The sequence below is a fragment of the Nonomuraea sp. SYSU D8015 genome, from assembly GCF_008065375.1.
In the GTDB taxonomy this organism is placed as follows: Bacteria; Actinomycetota; Actinomycetes; order Streptosporangiales; family Streptosporangiaceae; genus Nonomuraea.
Window position 1 is genome coordinate 892,308 of the sequence record NZ_VJYI01000001.1, and the last position, 18,348, is coordinate 910,655.

Here is an 18,348-nt window from a genome sequence, read left to right on the forward strand (position 1 = left end):
CGAATCCGCACCATTGACATGGGCGAGTCAGAGCGGGGTAGTGCCGCTGGCATGGCTCGAATCGCATCAGAATCGCTGATAGAACGGCTCGCGGAGTGGGGCGTCGACACCGTCTTCGGCCTGCCGGGCGACGGCATCAACGGCATCATGGAGGGGCTGCGGCGCCATCGCGACCGGGTGCGCTTCGTCCTCGTGCACCACGAGGAGGCCGCGGCCTTCATGGCCACCGGTTACGCCAAGGCCACCGGACGCCTCGGCGTCTGCCTGGCCACCTCCGGGCCGGGCGGCGTCCACCTGCTCAACGGGCTCTACGACGCCAAGCTCGACCACATCCCCGTGCTAGCGATCACGGGGATGCAGGAGACGTCCGTGCTCGGCACCGGCTACCAGCAGGAGGTCCACCTGGACCGGCTGTACGCCGACGTGGCCGAGTACAACATGATGATCACCAACCCGGTGCAGCTGCCGTCGCTGGTCGACCTGGCGGTCAGGACGGCGTACGCGCGGCGCGGCGTCGCCCATCTCACCCTGCCCAACGACATCCAGGTGGCCGAGGCCGGCGCGGAGCCGTACAAGAGCGTGGCCCCGGTCAGGACGCCGCAGACCACGCCCCTCTACCTGCAGCCGTCCGGCATCCCGCGGCAGGAGGACCTCGAGTGGGCGGCCGAGGTGCTCAACAACGCCGAACGCCCCGCCATGCTGGTCGGGCGCGGCGCCCTGCACGCCCGCCAGGAGGTCCTGGCCGTGGCGGAGGCGCTCGGGGCGCCGGTGGTCAAGACGCTGCCCGGCAAGGCGGTCATCCCGGACGACTCGCCGTACACGACCGGAGGGATCGGGCTGCTCGGCACCCGGCCGAGCGAGGAGCTCATGGACGACGCCGACGTGCTGTTCATGGTCGGCACGAACTTCCCGTACTCGAAGTTCCTGCCCGAGCCGGGCAAGGCGCGGGTGGTGCAGTTCGAGGCCGACCCGACCAGGGCGGGGGCGCGGATCCCGACCGACGTCCCGGTCGTGTGCGACGCCAAGGAGGGGCTGGCGGCGCTGCTGCCGCTGCTCAGGGGCCGGGACAGGAGCGCCCACCTGGCGAAGTACCAGCGGAAGATGGCCGACTGGCGGGCCGACATGGACGCGCTCGAGAACCCCGACCGCGACCCGATCGCCCCGCAGTATCCCGTCTCCATCCTCGACGAGCTCGCCGCCGACGACGCCATCCTGACCTGCGACACCGGCACCGTCGCCACGTGGGCGGCCAGGCACTGGACGATCCGCGGCGGGCGCGAGTTCTACCTGTCGGGGACGCTCGCGACGATGGCGAACGGCCTGCCGTACGCGATCGCGATGCAGCACGCGTTCCCCGGCCGGCAGGTCATCGCGTACGTCGGCGACGGCGGCTTCTCGATGCTCATGGCCGAGTTCCTGACGGCGGTCCAGCAGCGGCTGCCGGTCAAGGTGATCATCAGCAACAACAACTCGCTCGGCCAGATCCTGTGGGAGCAGATGGTGCTCGGCTACCCCGAGCACGGCGTGCGCTACGCCCAGCCGGAGGCCGACTTCTCGGCCTGGGCACGGTCGTGCGGCGGGTTCGGGGCCAAGGTCAGCAAATCCGAGGACGTGGCCCAGGCGATCGGGCAGGCCCTCGCGCACGACGGCCCGGCGCTGGTGGACGTGGACGTCAACCCGGACGAGCCGCCCATGCCCGGCAAGGTCTCCTACGAGCAGGCCAAGAACTTCGCCCAGGCGTTCCTCAAGGGGCAGCCGCACCGGGCGGCCATCGCGACCACGCTGTTCAAGGACCGGATCCAGAAGATGGGGGACTAGCGTTCGCGATCCCCGACGCGGTGTTCAGCAGCGGGTCGACCAGACGCGGCAGCTCGCGGGCGCGCCGTGAGGACACCACGATGCCCACGGCCGCCACGGCCCGCCCGTCCACCAGGATCGGCGCCGCCGCCGAGCACGAGCCCAGGGTCATCTCCTCGTACGTGAACGCGTAGCCCTGGGCCCGGACCGTGGCCAGCTCCCTGGCCAGCCGGCCAGGCTCGATGATCGTGTGCGGGGTGGGGCGTTCGAGCTTGCGGGCCAGGTAGGACTTGACGAACCAGTCCGGCTCGTACGCCAGCAGCGCCTTGCCCACGCCCGTCGGGTGCATCGGCAGGCGGCCGCCGGTCCTGGAGACGATGGGGACGGCGCGGCGGCCGTACACCTTGTCCACGTACAGCACCTCGAGCCCGTCGCGGACGGCCAGGTGCACGTTCTCACCCGTGGTGACGAACAGCTCCTGCAGCCACGGATGGGCCTGGCTCATCAGCCTGCCGGGGGCGAGCTGGCCCAGCTCCCACAGCCGCAGCCCCACGCGCAGCCGCCCGTCGGGGTCGCGGCTGAGCGCCTGCCACTCCTCCAGCTCGGCCACCAGCCGGTGCGCCGTGCTCAGCGGCACGCCGCTCCGCCTGGCCACATCCGTCAGCGTGAGCTGGGGGTGGGCGGCGTCGAACGCGCCGAGGATGGCCAGGACCTTCGACGTCACGGTGCGGCCCGGCTCGCGGGACCCTCCTGCCATGACGGCAATTCTTCCACTCAGTGGAAGTGCACGCTCGGCGCGGGTCGCCTCGACGCAGCATGCTTCCCTCATGCGAACTCAGGTCGGGATCATCGGCGCGGGCCCCGCGGGCCTGCTGCTGTCTCATTTGCTGCACCTGCGCGGCATCTCCTCCGTGGTGCTGGAGAAGCGCAGCCGCGACTACGTCGAGCGGCGCGTGCGGGCCGGCGTGCTGGAACAGGGCACGGTCGACACGCTCGTCGAGGCGGGCGTCGGCGAGCGCATGCTGCGCGAGGGGCTGCCGCACCACGGCATCGAGCTCAGGTACGGCGGCGCGGGCCACCGCATCCCGTTCGAGAAGCTCGTGCCGGGCAGGGCGATCACCGTGTACGGCCAGCAGGAGGTGGTCAAGGACCTGATCGCGGCCCGGCTCGCGGCGGGCGGCGACGTGCGGTTCGAGGTCGAGGACGTGGCCGTGCACTCGCTGGAGCCAGGGTCGGACACTGGGCCCTATGTGACGTTCGGCGGACAGCGGCTCGACTGCGACGTCATCGCCGGGTGCGACGGCTTCCACGGCGTGTCGAGGCCGTCGATCCCGGAGGGCGTTCTGACCGTCTTCGAGCGGGAGTATCCCTTCGCCTGGCTCGGCATCCTGGCCGACGTCGCGCCGTCGTCCGAGGAGCTGATCTACACCAGGACCGATCGCGGCTTCGCGCTGCACAGCATGCGCTCGCCCACCGTCAGCCGCTTCTATCTGCAGGTTCCGGCCGACACGAAGATCGAGGACTGGCCCGACGAGCGGATCTGGGACGAGCTGCGGGCGCGGCTGGAGAGCGTGCCCGGCTTCACGCTGACGACCGGCGAGATCACCGAGAAGGGCGTCACGCCGATGCGGTCGTTCGTGGTCGAGCCCATGCAGTACGGGCGGCTCTACCTGGCCGGGGACGCCGCCCACATCGTGCCTCCCACCGGCGCCAAGGGGCTCAACCTGGCCGTGGCCGACGTCCGCCTGCTGACCGAGGCGCTGGCCGCGTACTTCTCGACCGGCTCCACCGAGCTGCTCGACGGGTACTCCGAGGCGTGCCTGAAGCGGGTGTGGCGGGCGCAACACTTCTCGTGGTGGATGACGACGCTGCTGCACACCTTCGAGGACGACGACGCCTACGGGCGGCGGCTTCAGCTGTCCTATCTGGACTACGTCACCTCGTCGGAGGCGGCCGCCACGACGCTGGCCGAGAACTACGTCGGGCTGCCTTTTGGCCCCTGACCTTGGAAAATGCTTTAGGGTTGTTTGGTGGTCTTTGAGGAAGGATGGGCGGCTTCGCCCCTTCGGTGGTTGATGAACGTGCTCGGGCACTCCCAGCTCGCCAGGATGGGCAGCGATCCGGGGCTGGTCGCCGCGGTGGATCAGCACGCGGCGGTGCTGCGTGACGCGATCCCGCTGGATCGCGAGACCCTGGGCGACTACCTGCTCGGCTTCCTCGACGAGCTCCGGCACCGCGGCTGGTCCTTCACCGGCGAGCCCGACGCCGCGGCGCTGCGGCTCACGGCGGTGTGCTGGCTCGCCCGCGAACGCGGCTTCCTGAGCGACGAACTCCCCGCCTGACGCCTGACGGCTGACGCCCGGCGCCTGACGACGTCCGCTCGAGCCCCTCCCACCGGCCGCTCGGCTGTCTTGCCCGCCGCGTCCGCCGCTCGACGGGGCGCGGGCCCGCCGGCGGAACGGGCGCGTTGTGGCGGGCGTGTGGACCCTTCTCACGCGACGTGCGTTCGCTCACGCGATGTGCGTTCGGCGGGCATGCCCCGCGGCGAGGATGGCTCGTCCGCGGGGCATGGATGGCTGGCCCCGGAGGCGGGGCTGGGCGGGGCCGTTCCGGGTGCTCAGCCGGGAGGCATGTCGGAGCGCGGCGGCATGTCCGGGCGCGGCGGCGTCTCCGAGCGGGGCGGTGCCTCCGAGGGCGGCGGAGCCCCCGGCGTCGTGCGGATGGGCTCCGTCGGCTGGCTCATCGCCGCGGCGTCCTGACGCCCGCGCTGGTACGCCTCGGCCTGCGCCCTGGCCTGCGGGGCCTCCTCCTCGATCCGGCCCAGCCAGCGCTCCCAGCGCTGCTGCATCGGCCGGACCATCCCGCCGCCGACGCCGATGGCCACGATCGCCCCGATGGTGGCCAGGACGGTGATCAGGACCGGGGTCGTGACGGTGGTGGCCACGCCGATCTGGTTGAGCGCGGCGATGATGCCGAGCGCCCAGATGAACACGGATGCGGCGAGCGCCAGCCAGCGGCCGTAGGACAGCCCGCCGAGCGCGCCGTCGAGGACGTCCCTGACGGCCCTGGCGATGGCCCCGGCCACCACGACGATCACGATGGCGACGAGGGCCCTGGGCAGCCACGCCACCACGCCGTTCAGCAGCGCCGAGATCGGGTTCGGCCCGAAGACGCTGAAGGCTATCTGCAGGGTGATCAGGATGATGGCGTAGAAGACGATTCTCGCCAGCAGGCTGCTCGCGTCGTATTTGCTCCGCTCCAGCCAGCGGCGGACGCCGCTGCGCTCCACCGCCCGGTCGAACCCGACCCGTTCCAGGATCTTGTCGACGATCTTCTCCAGGACCTTGGCCACGATCCATCCGATGATGAGAATCACCAGGAAGGCAGCCAGCCGCGGAACGAACGTCGCGATCATCCGCCAGGCGTCTTGAAGGCCTTGGCCTATGTTGATATCCACGGTTTCCTCCTCCGAGGAGCCAATGCCACGGCGCTACCCGGACTGCAACGTTGTATGCACGCAGCGACACCTAAAGTTCGCGCTGGGCGACATTTCGCACGCAGGTCCGCAGTGCGCCCCGCTAGGGTGATCCCGTGCATCGCAGCCGTGTCTACGCCCTCCTCATCGACACCCCCACCCCCGAGGCCGAGCGCGCGGCGGCCTTCTGGGCGGCCGCGCTCGGCGCCAGCGCCCGCCCGCTCCCGGGCGAGGAGCAGTTCACCTCGCTCCACCAGGCCATCTCCGGACTGGTCACGGCCGTCCAGGCGGTCGACGACGCGCCCCGCTTCCATCTCGACATCGAGACCGACGACGTCGAGGCCGAGACCGCCCGCCTGGTGGCGCTCGGAGCGACCCAGGTGTCGCAGTGGATGGAGTGCCGCGTCCTGCGCGCGCCCGGCGGGCACCTGCTGTGCGTGCTGCCCGTGGAGAGCGACAGGGCGGTGTTCGAGGCCGAGGCCAACACCTGGCCGTGACCGCCGCCGACGGCCGGCCGAGGGTCAGAACGGGTTGGGGTCGAGGACGTCCGGCAGCGCGTACCCGCCGAGGAACGTGACGGCGGCGCGGCCCAGCACCAGGGCGACGGTCAGCAGGGGACTGCCGCGGCAGCAGGGGTCCACACCGGTGCGGCGCAGGCGCCATACCGCTCCGTGCTCGGCGATGACCCGTAGCCGCTTGCCGCCCGCGATGACCTCCTCGGGGTGACCGGGGTCCATCCCGACGATCACCGCGTCGGCCTCGGCGATGTCGTCCAGTCGGCCGGTCTCGACCGCGCAGCCGCCCTCGTGGAGCACGCGCCGGGCTCGCCGGAATGCCTGGCGAAGGTGGGCGTCGTGACGAGGACCCTCATGCGCCGCCCCGCACGGCCTTCAGGTGGGCGGCCGCGGCCTGCTCCAGGTGGACGAGGTCGGAGGCGACCGTGGCGAAGGTGAAGCCCTCGGCGAGGCGGCGGGCGGCCTGCTCCCCGGTCGGGTTGTGGATGCCGGCCGCGATCCCGGCCCGCTCGGCGGTCGTGCGGATGCGTTCCAGCGCCTTCTCGAACACGTCGGCGACCTGGGGATCGTTGGGGAACCGGCCGCCCACGGCCAGGCACAGGTCGGACGGGCCGACGTACACGCCGTCCAGGCCGGGCGTGGCGCAGATGGCCTCGAGGTTCGCCAGCCCCTCCGAGGTCTCGATCATGGCCAGGACCAGCACGCTCTCGTCCGCCTCCGCCGGGGTGGGGCCGATCCTGAGCATGGACCGCATGGGGCCGTAGGAGCGGCGGCCCGTGCCGGGGTAGCGGGCGGCGGACACGGCGCGGGCCGCGTCCTCGGCCGTGTCCACGAGCGGCACGATCACGCCCCCCGCGCCGTAGTCCAGCGCCCGGCCGATCACCGCCGGGTCACCGGACTCGACGCGCACCAGGCCCACCGATCGGCCGCCCGCGTCGACGGCCATGAGGTTCGCCAGCAGGCCCGCGTGGCCGATCAGCCCGTGCTGGCCGTCCACGGCGATGTAGTCGTACCCGAGCCTGGCCAGGCGCTCGGTGGCGACGGGGGCGTCGAGCACCACCCAGTAGCCGACGGCCTGTTCCCGGTTGCGGATCTTCCTGGCGAGCTCGGCTGCGGTCATGGCGGATCGATCTCCTCTGCGGCGATGCGGACGTGCTTGATGACTTTGCGGTGGTAGGTGTAGGGGACGTGCGGGCTTGCTTCGCCGGCTGCCCGGCCTGCGGTTCGCCGTTCCGCTGTCACAGGTCCGCTTCAAGCACGACATGGCCATGTTCGGGGTGCACGAGCTCTCGGAGGAGTGGTGACCGGACACGTCCTTCCGGTCAGGTGGAGGCGAGCCCGCGCCCGAGCGTCCGATCGAGGGCGATGCGGGTGAGCCAGGCCAGCCCGGCCGTGAAGAGCGGGGGCCACACGATCGGCCCGAAGGTGTAGCCGACCAGCACCGCGAGCGGGATCCACACGCGGTTCACGGCCTGGTGGAGCGTGCCGGGCGGGCGAACCCCGGCGAGCCGTGTCAGATCGGGCAACACGAAGAACACCAGCGCGGCGACCGTGGTCGGCAGGCCGTACTTCTGGCTCTCGAAAACGGCGAATGCGGCAAGGAACAGCGCGAAAGCGCCCCAGGCGATCCTCCTAGATCGGCTGCCCACGCCGGGGGTGCGTCGGCGAGGTGCGGCGGGTTCAGTGGTCACGCGCACAGCGTACAGATGACCTTCGCCAGAACACGGGCGAAGTTCGCATTCTGGGACGTGCTGGGCGGCGTTCCTTCTGGGCCTCGGGTGCCGACGACGATCGTGATCGACCCTGGGCAACAAGAAGCCCCAGCTCCCTGGCATGCGCCATGGGCTGGGGCTTTGCTTGCTGTTTGACCTGGCCTGCTGGAGAGCCTGGTGGACGATACTGGGATTGAACCAGTGACCTCTTCCGTGTCAGGGAAGCGCTCTCCCGCTGAGCTAATCGTCCGTATTGAGTTGGAACTCAGAGCGGAAGACGGGATTCGAACCCGCGACCCTCACCTTGGCAAGGTGATGCTCTACCACTGAGCCACTTCCGCATGGCGCTGCCCTTACTTTAGCGGATCCCGGAGGGTCCGCCGGTCGCCGAGGTGGAGACGGGATTTGAACCCGTGTAGACGGCTTTGCAGGCCGCTGCCTCGCCTCTCGGCCACTCCACCAGGAGTCTCGCTCCGAGCGGAAGACGGGATTCGAACCCGCGACCCTCACCTTGGCAAGGTGATGCTCTACCACTGAGCCACTTCCGCGTGAACCCCGGGCGACGTGCGCCCGGCCACGGGAAAACCATATCGTCTCCGCGGAGTGCCCGTGCGCACTCGGCGGTCCACGGGCCGAAATTCAGCCGATCATGCGGACGTCCTTCGCCATGACGAACATCACGCGGTGGCCGAGCTGGATCTGGTGGTAGCGGGTCTTGCCTGTGGTGGTGACGTGCCTGGACGGGCTGAAGGCGCCCGCGGCGTAGTAGGAGCCGGTGATGGTGTCGCCCACCGTGTACGTCTGCCCGGGGGCGATCGTGTACTGGAGTGGCGTCAGCGGCTGGTACGAGGCCTGCGTATAGGCGGACTTTTCGGGATAAGCCCGGCCGTACACCTTCGTGTCGGGCTTCAGCGGCGTGACCAGCGGGGCCTTGGCCGGGACGGCGGTGGGATTCGAGGCCGGATTGTGGAACCACGCCTTCTGGCCCAGGTACCAGATGGCCGTCCAGTCGCCCCGTCGCTCCGCGACCGCGAAGCGCTGGCCCGTCGAGGCGCGTGCGGCGTGGTCGTACACGCTGTACGAGCTCGGCTTGCCCCCGTGCTTGCCCACGTCGGTGACCAGCGGGGCGCTCTCGCTCGGCTCCGTGTGCAGCCACACGGTGGAGGCGCCGTGCGGCGGGCACTCCTTGCCGGATTTGGTGCTCTCGCAGCCGGTGAAGCGAGGCCGGTTGGCGTCGTACGAGGGGCGGATCATGACGGAGTCGCCCTCCTTCACGCCCCTCAGCGGCTTCTTCAGCAGGTCGAAGTAGTGGGCCCAGTCCCAGTACGGCCCGGGGTCCTCGTGCATGCCGGCGACGGTCTTGGGGGTGGTGCCCGGCACGTTGTCGTGGCCGAGGATGTGGTCGCGGTCGAGCGGGATCTGATGCTTGTCGGCCAGGTATCTGACGAGCTTGGCCGACGCCCGGTACATCGCCTCCGTGTACCAGGCCCCGCCCTTGGCCAGGTATCCCTCGTGCTCGATGCCGATCGAACGGGTGTTGACGTCCCAGTTGCCCGCGTGCCAGGCGATGTCATTCGTCGCCACGTGCTGGGCGACATGTCCGTCGCGAGAGCGGATCGTGTAGTGCCAGCTCACGTACCTGGGGTTGCGGACCAGGGCGGGGATGCCCTGGTAGGTGCCCTCGGTGTCGTGGATGACGATGTAGTCGATGTTCCGTGAGCGGAACAGGCGGTCGTGGTTGCCGTAGTCCCTGTTCTTCTTCTTGCCGAATTGCTGGTAGGCGGCGGGCATCCATTCGCAGGCCAGTGAGGTGGGGCACTCCGCCTGCGTCGCCGTCGGCACCGGCGGGCCGGCCTGCTCCGCCAGCCCGTTCTGGGAAAGCGGCCCGCTCATGGACGGTGGCAGCGCTTCACCCGCGCTCTCTCCGCCCAGGCTCTTCTCGCCCGCGCCCGGTTGCGCCCCGTCTGCGGTGCCGGGCTGCCCGTCGACGTCGAGCTCCTCCTCCTGGGCACCGACCGGCCCTCCGGCGGCGGAATCGATCCCTGCCCCGGTTTCCGTCCCGGCGGGGGAGCCCGTCCGGACCCCGGTTTCCGTCCCGGCGGGAGAGTCCTTCCCGATGGCGGAGTTCGCACCGACCGCGGGCACCGTCCCTATCCCAGGCGTTGCCTCGGCTCCGGGCGACGCTGCGATCTCCGGTGATGCTGCGACCTCGAGGGAGGCTGCGGTCGCGGGGGATGCCGCGGCTCCCGGGGATGCTACTGCCCCGGGTGATGCTACGACCTCGGGCGAGCCTGCGACTCCGGAAGTAGCCTCGACCGCCGGCGACGCCCCGGCACCAGGGTCCGCTCCGCCGTCCACGGCCCTGGCGGCGCCCAGGGAGGACTTGGCCTCCGGTCCTGCGCCCGCCTGTTCGCCCACCATCCGCGGCGGCCGCAGATCCGGTACGGGGTCGAGCCGCACCAGGTGGCCGTCGTCGGTGCGCCGCACCATCCCCTCCCGGATCACCGCGAACACCTCGTCGGCGAACTCCCGCGCCGCGACCGGATCGTCCGCCCCCGAGAAGCGGGCGATCGCCCCGTGCCAGGCGGCGGGGTCGCTGCTCGGCCGCTCCTGGAAGGAGGCGAGCAGGGCGGCACCGGCGCGGATGTTCGCGACGGGGTCCTCCCGCAGCCGGGCGGGTTCGACCCCGACCAGCCGCCCGGCCTCGGGCAGCGTCGTCCGCGGCGGGGACATGCGCAGCGCCGAGACCGGAGGGACGGCGGGCCGGCGCGGCATCGGGCGGGCGTCGTCCCCCCGGGCGTCCCCCAGCGCGTCGCCGATCGCGGAGGCGGACACCGGCAGCGCGTCCACCAGGTGCATCGGCCCGTACCCACCGGCCGTGCTGGGCAGCCCCGCGTGCGCGTCCCAGCGGGACCCGAGGTAGGCGACCCCGAGCAGCACGCTCACCGGCACCCCGAACTCCCGCGCGGCGGCGGCGAAGTCGCCCTGCCGGCCGGAGGAGGCGAGGGCGTTCCCAGGCGCGGTGAGCACACTGGCGGTGAGGACGGCGGCGAGCCAGAGGCGCATGACATCTCCCCGTAGAACGTCACGATACGACTACTCACCGTAGCCATTCTCGGCAGAGGAATGTGTCAGACGGGGCGGATGATACGCATGGGATCCGCTAAATCGCCATCCAATTCGGCATCCCAGTCATCGGGTGCAACACGCCCGCCGGCCGCCGATGAGCCCCCGCGTCGGCCCAATCGGCGGCATCACGGGCCCTCTAGAGTTAAACTCTGCCCGATATCGGGCAGAAAGTTGGCGTGTCTCGTTCCAGATGCGTAGTGTCCTCCTCTGTGTCCCCGGCCCGGCATCCCTACGAAGATCTCATCACGCACCTCACCAGGACGAGCCCGCTCGGTCCCGGCGAGGCGGCCCGCGTGATCGCCGACGTGCTGGCGTACTTCTCCGAGACCGTCGAGGAGTTCGTCCGCCGCCGTCACGGCGAGCTGAAGAAGCGCGGCCACACGAACGACGAGATCTTCCCCAGGATCAGCGCCGAATTACGCGTACGGCGGGTGGCCGGACCGGAGCTGTCACTCCGACAGCTCCGCAGGATCGTCTATGGATGACGGAGGAGACCTCGATGTGCGGAATCGTGGCCTACGTAGGCCCCAAGGACGCGGCGCCCATCCTGCTGGAGGGCATGCAGCGGCTTGAATACCGGGGCTACGACTCGGCCGGGATCGTGGTGTCCAACAAGGGGCTGAAGGTCCGCAAGTGCAAGGGCCGGGTGGCCGACCTGGCCAAGGTCGTGCCGGCCAGGTTCAAGGGCGGCCTCGGCATCGGCCACACCCGGTGGGCCACGCACGGCGTGCCGAGCGACGAGAACGCCCACCCCCACCTGTCGGCCGACCAGCGCATCGCGGTCGTGCACAACGGCATCATCGAGAATGCCGGCGAGCTGCGCGCCAAGCTGATCGCCGACGGCGTCGAGTTCGCCTCCGAGACCGACACCGAGGTGCTCGCCCACATGATCGCCCACGCGGTCGACGAGAACGACTCGCTGGAGGAGGCGGTCAGGAAGACGCTCAAGAGCATCGTCGGCACGTACGGCATCGCGGTCATCGACTCCGAGCGGCCCGGCGAGGTGGTCGTGGCGCGCAACGGCAGCCCGATCGTGCTCGGCATCGGCGAGAAGGAGATGTTCGCCGCCTCCGACGTGGCCGCGCTGGTCCGCTACACCCGCCAGGTCGTGCACCTGGAGGACGGCGAGCTGGCCGTGCTCAAGGCCGACGGCTTCCACACCTTCGCCAGCGACGCCCGCGAGACCGCCAAGGAGCCGCTGACCGTCGACTGGGACGCCGGCCACTACGACACCGGCGGCTACGAGCACTACCTGCTCAAGGAGATCTCCGAGCAGCCCGAGACGGTCACCCGCACCATGAGCGGCCGCCTCGACGAGCGTTTCCACGTCGCGCACCTCGGCGGGCTCAACATGGACGCCCGCGAGACGCGCGGCTTCCGCCGCGTGAAGATCATCGGTTGTGGGTCCGCGTACTACTCGGGGCAGATCGGCGCGCAGCTCATCGAGGAGCTGGCGCGCATCCCGTCCGACGCCGAGCCGGCCAGCGAGTTCCGCTACCGCAACCCGGTCGTCGACCCCGACACGCTCTACGTCGCGATCAGCCAGTCGGGCGAGACGTACGACACGCTCGCCGCCGTCCAGGAGCTCAAGCGCAAGGGCGGCCGGGTCATCGGCATCGTCAACGCCGTGGGCAGCGCCATCGCCCGCGAGGTCGACGGCGGCATCTACCTGCACGCGGGCCCCGAGGTCTCGGTGGCCTCGACCAAGGCGTTCACCTCCACCGCGGTGGCGTTCGCGCTGCTCGCGCTGCACCTGGGCCGGGTGCGCGACCTGTCGCCGGCCGACGGGCGGCGCATCGTGGAGGGCCTGCGCCGGCTGCCCGGCCAGATCGAGGACATCCTCACCCAGAGCGACAAGATCGCCGAGCTGGCGCAGAAGTACGCCCACCACCCGAGCATGATGTTCGTCGGCCGCGTGCGCGGCTACCCGGTGGCCAGGGAGGGCGCGCAGAAGCTCAAGGAGATCTCGTACGTGCACGCCGAGGCGTATCCGGCCAGCGAGCTCAAGCACGGGCCGCTCGCGCTGATCGGCCCCGACATGCCGACGGTCGCGGTCGTCCCCGACGACGAGCTGCTCGACAAGAACCTCACGACGCTCGGCGAGATCCGCACCCGCGGCGGCCAGGTCCTCATGGTCGGCCACCGCGAGCCGGAGGGCAAGCTGGCCGACGACGTCATCGTGATCCCCAAGAACGAGATCGAGCTCGACCCGATCCTGCTCACGATCCCCCTTCAGCTGCTCGCTTACCACGCCGCGGTCGCGCTCGGCCGTGACGTGGACAAGCCGCGCAATCTCGCCAAGAGCGTTACGGTCGAGTAGTTGGCGTCAATTCAGCCTCAAACCTCGTTATCCGGCTGAAGACGACATAAATTCGATACTGTGCGGCAGTTCGACCAACAGAGGCCCAATCTCGCACGCATGTACGACTACATGCTCGGCGGGACGGACAACTTCGCGGTCGACCGCCAGGCCATCGAGCAGCTCGCGGAGCTGATCCCGGAGGCGGTCCCGCTGGCCCGCGCCAACCGGGCCTTCCTCCAGCGCGCCGTGCGCTACGTGGCCGCCGCAGGCGTCCGTCAGTTCCTCGACCTGGGCAGCGGGCTGCCGACACAGGGCAGCGCGCACGAGGTCGCGCCCGAGGCCCGGGTCGTCTACGTCGATCACGACCCCGTCGTGGCCGCGCACGCCACGGCCCTGCTCGACGGAGCTCGAAATTGGGGCAGGGCCGTCTGCGTCGAGGCGGACCTGCTGGACGCCGACGACGTGCTGGCCAAGGCCGGGGCCTTCCTCGACCTGGACGAGCCGGTCGGGGTGCTGCTGGTGTCGATCCTGCACTTCGTGCCCGACTCCGCGCGGCCGCAGGAGACAGTGGCTCGGCTGCGCGAGCGGGTCGCCCCCGGCAGTTATCTGGTGATCAGCCACGCCACCACGAGGGGCCGCCTGGACGACGAGGAGCGTTCCAGGGGCGTGCACCGCGGCGCGGCCACCGCCTCCGGTGGGGCCGACCGCACGCCCGCCGAGATCCGCGCGTTCTTCGGCGACTTCGCGCTGGATCCGCCGGGGCTGGTGCAGGCCGTGGACTGGCGGCCCGACCGGCCGAAATTGGTCGGCGACTGGTCACTGCCGTCATCGCTTATGGCGGGCGTGGCGAAAAAACCGGCTATTTGAGCGAATAAATCGCGATATTTCGGGCGTGATGCCGTGATGATGGCGTGCGTATATGTGTATCTCTGTGTAATGCGTCAATAACTTGGAGTAAGGGGGACTCGGCGAAGCTCGGGGGAGAGGCACATGCGCCGTCGGCGGTTCTTCGCATGGTGGCTGGGCGTGGCCGCGTGCGCGGCCGGCTGCGGCACCCGGCACGTCACCGGCGGAGCCGCGGGGCTGGGGGCCGCGTTCTCGATCAATCCGGGCGGACGCCGCTGGAGCAAGGTCGGGCAGGCGTTCGCCGGCGCGGCCCGCGCGGCCGGGTACGAGACCGCCGCCGGCACGAAGATCACCGTGACCGGCCTGCCCGCGCTGGCCGCCGCCGAGCTGAACGACGGCCAGACGCTGCTCGAGACGGCCACCCCGCTGTCCAGGCTCTCCGGCCACGTCGAGGTCGTGGTCGTGCCGGAGAGCTCCCGCTTCAAGGACTTCGAGTCCTTCGGCGCCCACCTGCGTGACCGGCCCGGTCAGACGCTGCTGGCCGGCGCGCCGCAGGGGGAGCCCGCCCACCTGCTGTTCGGCCTGATCGCCAAGGGCCTCGGCGCGGACACCCGGCGGGTCGACTACACCGGCTACCCCAGCATCCAGGAGATCATGATGGCGCTCCTGTCCGGCAAGGCCGCGGCCGCCGCGGGACCGCTCGCTTACTGGCGCGAGAGCATCGGCGCGGGCCGGATGCGGGCGCTGGCGGTGTCCTCGGCCCGCCGGGTGCCCGGGTTGGACGTGCCGACGCTGCTGGAGTCCGGCGTACGGGTCGACTTCGCCGACTGGTCGGCCGCCTTCGGCCCCGACGAGATGCCGGACGACAGCCGCGAATCGGCCATCCGCATGTGCGAGGAGGTGACCGGCTCGCCCGGCTGGCAGGCCGCCTGCCGCGCGGCCGGGTGGCTGTCGATCCCGCTCAGCGGAGACGACTTCGCGCTGTGGCTCGCCTCCGAGATCGCGCGCACGCGGGGCGTGCTGCGGGACCTCGGGCTCATCGACTCCACCAAAGCCACAACATGCTGGGGTAGTTGCAGGCGCGGCCACTAGATGTAGGATCCTGCTCGTCGCTGGTTCGCCTCCTCGGGGGCGGAGCAAAAGGGAACCCGGTGCGATTCCGGGGCTGCCCCGCAGCGGTGAGCGGGAACGACCGCCGTCATTGTGCACTGGAGCGATCTGGGAAGCGACGGCCATTAGGAGCTCGATCGAGCGTGCCCGCGAGCCCGAAGACCTGCCGGCGGCTGAGACTGTCCATGGCCTCGAGGGAGGGCCGGGGGAGCGTCGCGGCCTGCCCGCCTGCTCTCGCGTGCCCTCACGGGGAGAGCTCGCGAGGAGAGAGCACGTGACGCAGGTCATCGAGACCGATCGACGGCTGGCCATCGAGGAGGCCGCCGCCCGGGTGATCACCGATCCCGCCAACTCCCGGGTGGCCGCCCGGCTGCTGGCCGACGAGATCGCCGACGAGGCGGCCGGGCACGGGGTGCGGTCGTTCTCCGAGTCGATCGCCGCCACCCACGCGGCCGGGCTGATCCACGACCGGCTGGCCGGGTTCGTCGCCGCGCACGCCGCCGAACTGGACGCGCTGGTGTCGGAGGAGGCCGACGGGCGCTTCGAGTACTTCGGCCTGCGGACCGTCCACGACCGCTACCTGCTGCGCCACCCCGAGACGCGGGCGGTGCTGGAGCGGCCTCAGCACTTCTTCCTGCGCGTGGCCTGCGGCCTGTCGGAGACCGTCGAGGAGGCCGCCGAGCTCTACGCGCTGATGTCCACGCTGTCGTACCTGCCCAGTTCGCCCACGCTGTTCAACTCGGGCGCGCGCCGGCCGCAGCTGTCGTCGTGCTTCCTGCTCGACTCGCCGCGCGACGAGCTGGAGGCGATCTACGAACGGTACGGCCAGGTCGCGCGACTGTCCAAGTACGCCGGCGGCATCGGCATCTCCTGGACCCGGGTGCGCTCGCGCGGCTCCCTGATCCGGGGCACGAACGGCCACTCCAACGGCATCGTCCCGTGGCTGCGCACGCTCGACTCCTCGGTCGCGGCGGTCAACCAGGGCGGCCGGCGCAAGGGCGCGGCCTGCGTCTACCTGGAGACCTGGCACGCCGACATCGAGGAGTTCCTGGAGCTGCGCGACAACACCGGCGAGGACGCCCGCCGCACCCACAACCTCAACCTGGCCAACTGGGTGCCCGACGAGTTCATGCGCCGGGTGGAGGCCGACGAGGTCTGGTCGCTGTTCGACCCGAAGGAGGTGCCCGACCTCACCGACCTGTACGGGGAGGCGTTCACGGCCGCGTACCGCGCCTACGAGGCCGCTGGGCGATACGTCCGGCAGATCCCCGCCCGGACCCTCTACGGCCGCATGATGCGCACCCTCGCCCAGACCGGCAACGGCTGGATGACGTTCAAGGACGCCGCCAACCGCACCTCCAACCAGACCGCCCGCCCCGGGAACGTCATCCACCTGTCGAACCTCTGCACAGAGATCCTCGAGGTCACCAGCGACGCCGAGACGGCCGTGTGCAACCTCGGCTCGGTCAACCTGGCCGCCCACCTGACCGGCGGTGACATCGACTGGGAGCGGCTGCGCCGCACCGTCCGCACCGCCGTGCGCTTCCTCGACCGGACCATCGACCTGGGCTTCTACCCGACGCCCGAGGCCGAGGCTGCCAACAAGCGGTGGCGGCCGATCGGGCTCGGCGTGATGGGCCTGGCCGACGTGTTCTTCACGCTGCGGCTGCCGTTCGACTCCCCGCAGGCCCTCGCCCTGTCCACGCGGATCGCCGAGGAGATCGCGCTGGCCGCGTACGACACCTCGGCCGACCTGGCCGCCGAGCGCGGCCGGCACCCGTCGTACGCCGACACCCGCGCCGCCGGGGGAGTGCTGCACCCCGACCACTACGTGGGCAGCACGCCGCCCTGGGACGCCCTGCGGGAGAAGATCGCGGTCACCGGCCTGCGCAATTCCCTCATGATCGCCATCGCGCCCACCGCCACGATCGCCTCCATCGCCGGCTGCTACGAGTGCATCGAGCCGCAGGTGTCCAACGTGTTCAAGCGCGAGACCCTGTCCGGCGAGTTCCTGCAGGTCAACCGCTACCTGGTGGCCGACCTGCAGGCCCGAGGGCTCTGGACGCAGCAGATGCGCGACGCCATCAAGCGGGCCGACGGCTCGGTCCAGTCGATCCCGGACATCCCCGACGACCTGAAGGTCCTCTACCGGACGGCGTGGGAGCTGCCGCAGAAGGCGCTGATCGACCTGGCGGCGGCGCGGCAGCCGTACATCGACCAGTCGCAGTCGCTCAACCTGTTCATGGCCAGCCCGACCATCGGCAAGCTCTCCTCGATGTACGCCTACGCGTGGAAGAAGGGCCTGAAGACGACGTACTACCTGCGCTCGCGCCCCGCCACCCGCATCGCCCAGACCACAGTGCAGGCCGCCGCCGTCGCGTGCTCCCTCGAGAACCCCGAGACCTGCGAAGCCTGCCAGTAAGGAGACATGTCGTGCTGCTCGACCCCGGAATGGACCTGACCCTCCGCCCGATGCGCTATCCGGACTTCTACGAGCGCTACCGCGCCGCCATCCGGAACACGTGGACGGTCGAGGAGGTGGACCTGCACTCCGACCTGGCCGACCTGGCCAAGATGACGCCGCAGGAACGGCACCTGATCAACCGTTTGGTGGCGTTCTTCGCCACCGGCGACTCCATCGTGGCCAACAACCTCGTGCTCAACCTCTACCAGCACGTCAACGCCCCGGAAGCCCGCCTCTACCTCAGCAGGCAGCTGTTCGAGGAGGCCGTGCACGTGCAGTTCTACCTGACCCTGCTCGACACCTATCTGCCGGATCCCGACGAGCGGGTGAAGGCCTTCGCCGCGATCGAGCACATCCCCTCGATCCGGGACAAGGCGGAGTTCTGCTTCAAGTGGATCGACTCGGTCAACGGGCTGGAGCGTCTGGAGACCGCCGCCGAGCGCCGCCAGTTCCTGCTCAACCTGATCTGCTTCGCCGCCTGCATCGAGGGCCTGTTCTTCTACGGCGCGTTCGCGTACGTGTACTGGTTCCGCTCCCGCGGCCTGCTCGGCGGCCTGGCCACCGGCACCAACTGGGTGTTCCGGGACGAGTCCATGCATATGGAGTTCGCCTTCAGCGTGGTGGACACGGTGCGGGCCGAGGAGCCGTCGCTCTTCGACGACGAGCTGGGCAAGCAGGTCACCGGCATGCTGGAGGAGGCCGTGGCCGCCGAGCTGGCCTTCGCCGAGGACCTGTGCGGCGACGGCATGCCGGGCATGGGTGTGGACCAGATGCGTCAATACCTCGAATACGTCGCCGACCAGCGATTGGTTAGACTCGGCCTGCCCCGCCGCTACGGCTCCGCCAACCCGTTCGCTTTCATGGAGTTGCAGGACGTGCAGGAGCTGGCGAACTTCTTCGAAAGGCGCGTCTCGGCTTACCAAGTGGCGGTTGAGGGCAATGTGACCTTTGACGAGACCTTCTAGGACATTGGGGGCATAAACGTGCAGTCTCCGGCG

At 70.4% G+C, this 18,348-nt stretch carries 16 protein-coding genes, 4 tRNA genes and 1 riboswitch; of the genes, 10 read left to right on the plus strand and 10 right to left on the minus strand.

Annotated elements, in window-relative coordinates:
* The first annotated feature begins 51 nt into the window (after positions 1-51).
* Positions 52-1,818 (plus strand): thiamine pyrophosphate-dependent enzyme, encoded by a 1,767-nt coding sequence (locus tag ID574_RS06235; RefSeq protein WP_188187762.1) that lies wholly within the window; start codon positions 52-54, stop codon positions 1,816-1,818.
* Here the strand turns inward: ID574_RS06235 and ID574_RS06240 are convergent.
* Entirely contained in the window at positions 1,787-2,554 is a 768-nt protein-coding gene (locus tag ID574_RS06240) for an IclR family transcriptional regulator (protein WP_188187763.1), read from the minus strand. The genes ID574_RS06235 and ID574_RS06240 overlap by 32 nt on opposite strands.
* A gap of 70 nt (positions 2,555-2,624) precedes the next feature.
* On the opposite strand from ID574_RS06240, the gene pobA reads away from it, so the two are divergent.
* Both pobA and ID574_RS06250 read left to right on the plus strand, forming a co-directional pair.
* The gene (pobA, locus tag ID574_RS06245) at positions 2,625-3,800 is read left to right on the plus strand and encodes a 4-hydroxybenzoate 3-monooxygenase (RefSeq protein WP_188187764.1); all 1,176 of its coding nucleotides are present in this window, start codon (positions 2,625-2,627) and stop codon (positions 3,798-3,800) included.
* Positions 3,801-3,872: 72 nt separating this feature from the next.
* Complete coding sequence (locus ID574_RS06250) at positions 3,873-4,139, plus strand: DUF6401 family natural product biosynthesis protein (RefSeq protein ID WP_188187765.1); 267 nt, start codon at positions 3,873-3,875, stop codon at positions 4,137-4,139.
* Between the two features lie 275 nt (positions 4,140-4,414).
* Here ID574_RS06250 and ID574_RS06255 read toward each other — a convergent pair whose 3' ends face one another.
* A complete protein-coding gene (locus ID574_RS06255) occupies positions 4,415-5,248 on the minus strand; it encodes a mechanosensitive ion channel family protein (RefSeq protein ID WP_188188315.1) in 834 nt (277 codons plus the stop codon).
* A gap of 140 nt (positions 5,249-5,388) precedes the next feature.
* Here ID574_RS06255 and ID574_RS06260 point away from each other — a divergent pair, with 140 nt between their 5' ends.
* Complete coding sequence (locus ID574_RS06260; protein ID WP_188187766.1) at positions 5,389-5,769, plus strand: VOC family protein; 381 nt, start codon at positions 5,389-5,391, stop codon at positions 5,767-5,769.
* A 24-nt stretch (positions 5,770-5,793) separates the two neighbouring features.
* Here ID574_RS06260 and ID574_RS06265 read toward each other — a convergent pair whose 3' ends face one another.
* The 8 genes from ID574_RS06265 to ID574_RS59480 all read right to left on the minus strand — a co-directional run bounded on the left by ID574_RS06265 (position 5,794) and on the right by ID574_RS59480 (position 10,565).
* Positions 5,794-6,087: a hypothetical protein gene (locus ID574_RS06265; RefSeq protein ID WP_188187767.1), complete on the minus strand. Its 294-nt coding sequence runs from the start codon at positions 6,085-6,087 to the stop codon at positions 5,794-5,796.
* Between the two features lie 52 nt (positions 6,088-6,139).
* On the minus strand, positions 6,140-6,907 hold the full coding sequence (locus ID574_RS06270) for an HpcH/HpaI aldolase family protein (RefSeq protein ID WP_188187768.1): 768 nt from the start codon (positions 6,905-6,907) through the stop codon (positions 6,140-6,142).
* A gap of 202 nt (positions 6,908-7,109) precedes the next feature.
* On the minus strand, positions 7,110-7,478 hold the full coding sequence (locus ID574_RS06275; protein WP_223166394.1) for a hypothetical protein: 369 nt from the start codon (positions 7,476-7,478) through the stop codon (positions 7,110-7,112).
* A 196-nt stretch (positions 7,479-7,674) separates the two neighbouring features.
* Positions 7,675-7,749: transfer RNA gene (locus tag ID574_RS06280), tRNA-Val, on the minus strand.
* A 19-nt stretch (positions 7,750-7,768) separates the two neighbouring features.
* A tRNA-Gly gene (locus ID574_RS06285) sits at positions 7,769-7,840 on the minus strand.
* Between the two features lie 49 nt (positions 7,841-7,889).
* Positions 7,890-7,960 (minus strand) — tRNA-Cys (locus ID574_RS06290).
* A 15-nt stretch (positions 7,961-7,975) separates the two neighbouring features.
* Positions 7,976-8,047: transfer RNA gene (locus ID574_RS06295), tRNA-Gly, on the minus strand.
* A 91-nt stretch (positions 8,048-8,138) separates the two neighbouring features.
* Positions 8,139-10,565: an N-acetylmuramoyl-L-alanine amidase gene (locus ID574_RS59480; RefSeq protein ID WP_223166395.1), complete on the minus strand. Its 2,427-nt coding sequence runs from the start codon at positions 10,563-10,565 to the stop codon at positions 8,139-8,141.
* A 272-nt stretch (positions 10,566-10,837) separates the two neighbouring features.
* On the opposite strand from ID574_RS59480, the gene ID574_RS06305 reads away from it, so the two are divergent.
* The 6 genes from ID574_RS06305 (at position 10,838) to ID574_RS06330 (ending at position 18,315) form a co-directional block, all read left to right on the plus strand.
* Complete coding sequence (locus ID574_RS06305) at positions 10,838-11,113, plus strand: hypothetical protein (protein ID WP_188187769.1); 276 nt, start codon at positions 10,838-10,840, stop codon at positions 11,111-11,113.
* Positions 11,110-12,948, plus strand: coding sequence for a glutamine--fructose-6-phosphate transaminase (isomerizing) (gene glmS / locus ID574_RS06310; RefSeq protein WP_223166396.1), 1,839 nt, complete (start codon positions 11,110-11,112; stop codon positions 12,946-12,948). Before ID574_RS06305 ends, glmS begins: the two co-directional genes overlap by 4 nt.
* A 60-nt stretch (positions 12,949-13,008) precedes the next feature.
* Complete coding sequence (locus ID574_RS06315; RefSeq protein WP_223166397.1) at positions 13,009-13,797, plus strand: SAM-dependent methyltransferase; 789 nt, start codon at positions 13,009-13,011, stop codon at positions 13,795-13,797.
* 123 nt (positions 13,798-13,920) lie between these two features.
* On the plus strand, positions 13,921-14,868 hold the full coding sequence (locus ID574_RS06320; RefSeq protein WP_188187771.1) for a tripartite tricarboxylate transporter substrate-binding protein: 948 nt from the start codon (positions 13,921-13,923) through the stop codon (positions 14,866-14,868).
* A 5-nt stretch (positions 14,869-14,873) separates the two neighbouring features.
* Positions 14,874-15,071: riboswitch (cobalamin riboswitch) on the plus strand.
* A gap of 89 nt (positions 15,072-15,160) precedes the next feature.
* Entirely contained in the window at positions 15,161-17,308 is a 2,148-nt protein-coding gene (locus ID574_RS06325) for a ribonucleoside-diphosphate reductase subunit alpha (protein ID WP_188187772.1), read from the plus strand.
* An 11-nt stretch (positions 17,309-17,319) separates the two neighbouring features.
* Complete coding sequence (locus ID574_RS06330; RefSeq protein ID WP_188187773.1) at positions 17,320-18,315, plus strand: ribonucleotide-diphosphate reductase subunit beta; 996 nt, start codon at positions 17,320-17,322, stop codon at positions 18,313-18,315.
* The last annotated feature ends 33 nt before the right edge of the window (positions 18,316-18,348 follow it).

Excerpts from the sequence above, each read along its gene's own strand:
- ID574_RS06235 (WP_188187762.1), top strand. The coding sequence starts at position 52 with ATGGCTCGAATCGCATCAGAATCGCTGATAGAACGGCTCGCGGAGTGG.
- ID574_RS06240 (WP_188187763.1), bottom strand. The coding sequence starts at position 2,554 with ATGGCAGGAGGGTCCCGCGAGCCGGGCCGCACCGTGACGTCGAAGGTC.
- pobA (WP_188187764.1), top strand. The coding sequence starts at position 2,625 with ATGCGAACTCAGGTCGGGATCATCGGCGCGGGCCCCGCGGGCCTGCTG.
- ID574_RS06250 (WP_188187765.1), top strand. The coding sequence starts at position 3,873 with ATGAACGTGCTCGGGCACTCCCAGCTCGCCAGGATGGGCAGCGATCCG.
- ID574_RS06270 (WP_188187768.1), bottom strand. The coding sequence starts at position 6,907 with ATGACCGCAGCCGAGCTCGCCAGGAAGATCCGCAACCGGGAACAGGCC.
- ID574_RS59480 (WP_223166395.1), bottom strand. The coding sequence starts at position 10,565 with ATGCGCCTCTGGCTCGCCGCCGTCCTCACCGCCAGTGTGCTCACCGCG.
- glmS (WP_223166396.1), top strand. The coding sequence starts at position 11,110 with ATGACGGAGGAGACCTCGATGTGCGGAATCGTGGCCTACGTAGGCCCC.
- ID574_RS06320 (WP_188187771.1), top strand. The coding sequence starts at position 13,921 with ATGCGCCGTCGGCGGTTCTTCGCATGGTGGCTGGGCGTGGCCGCGTGC.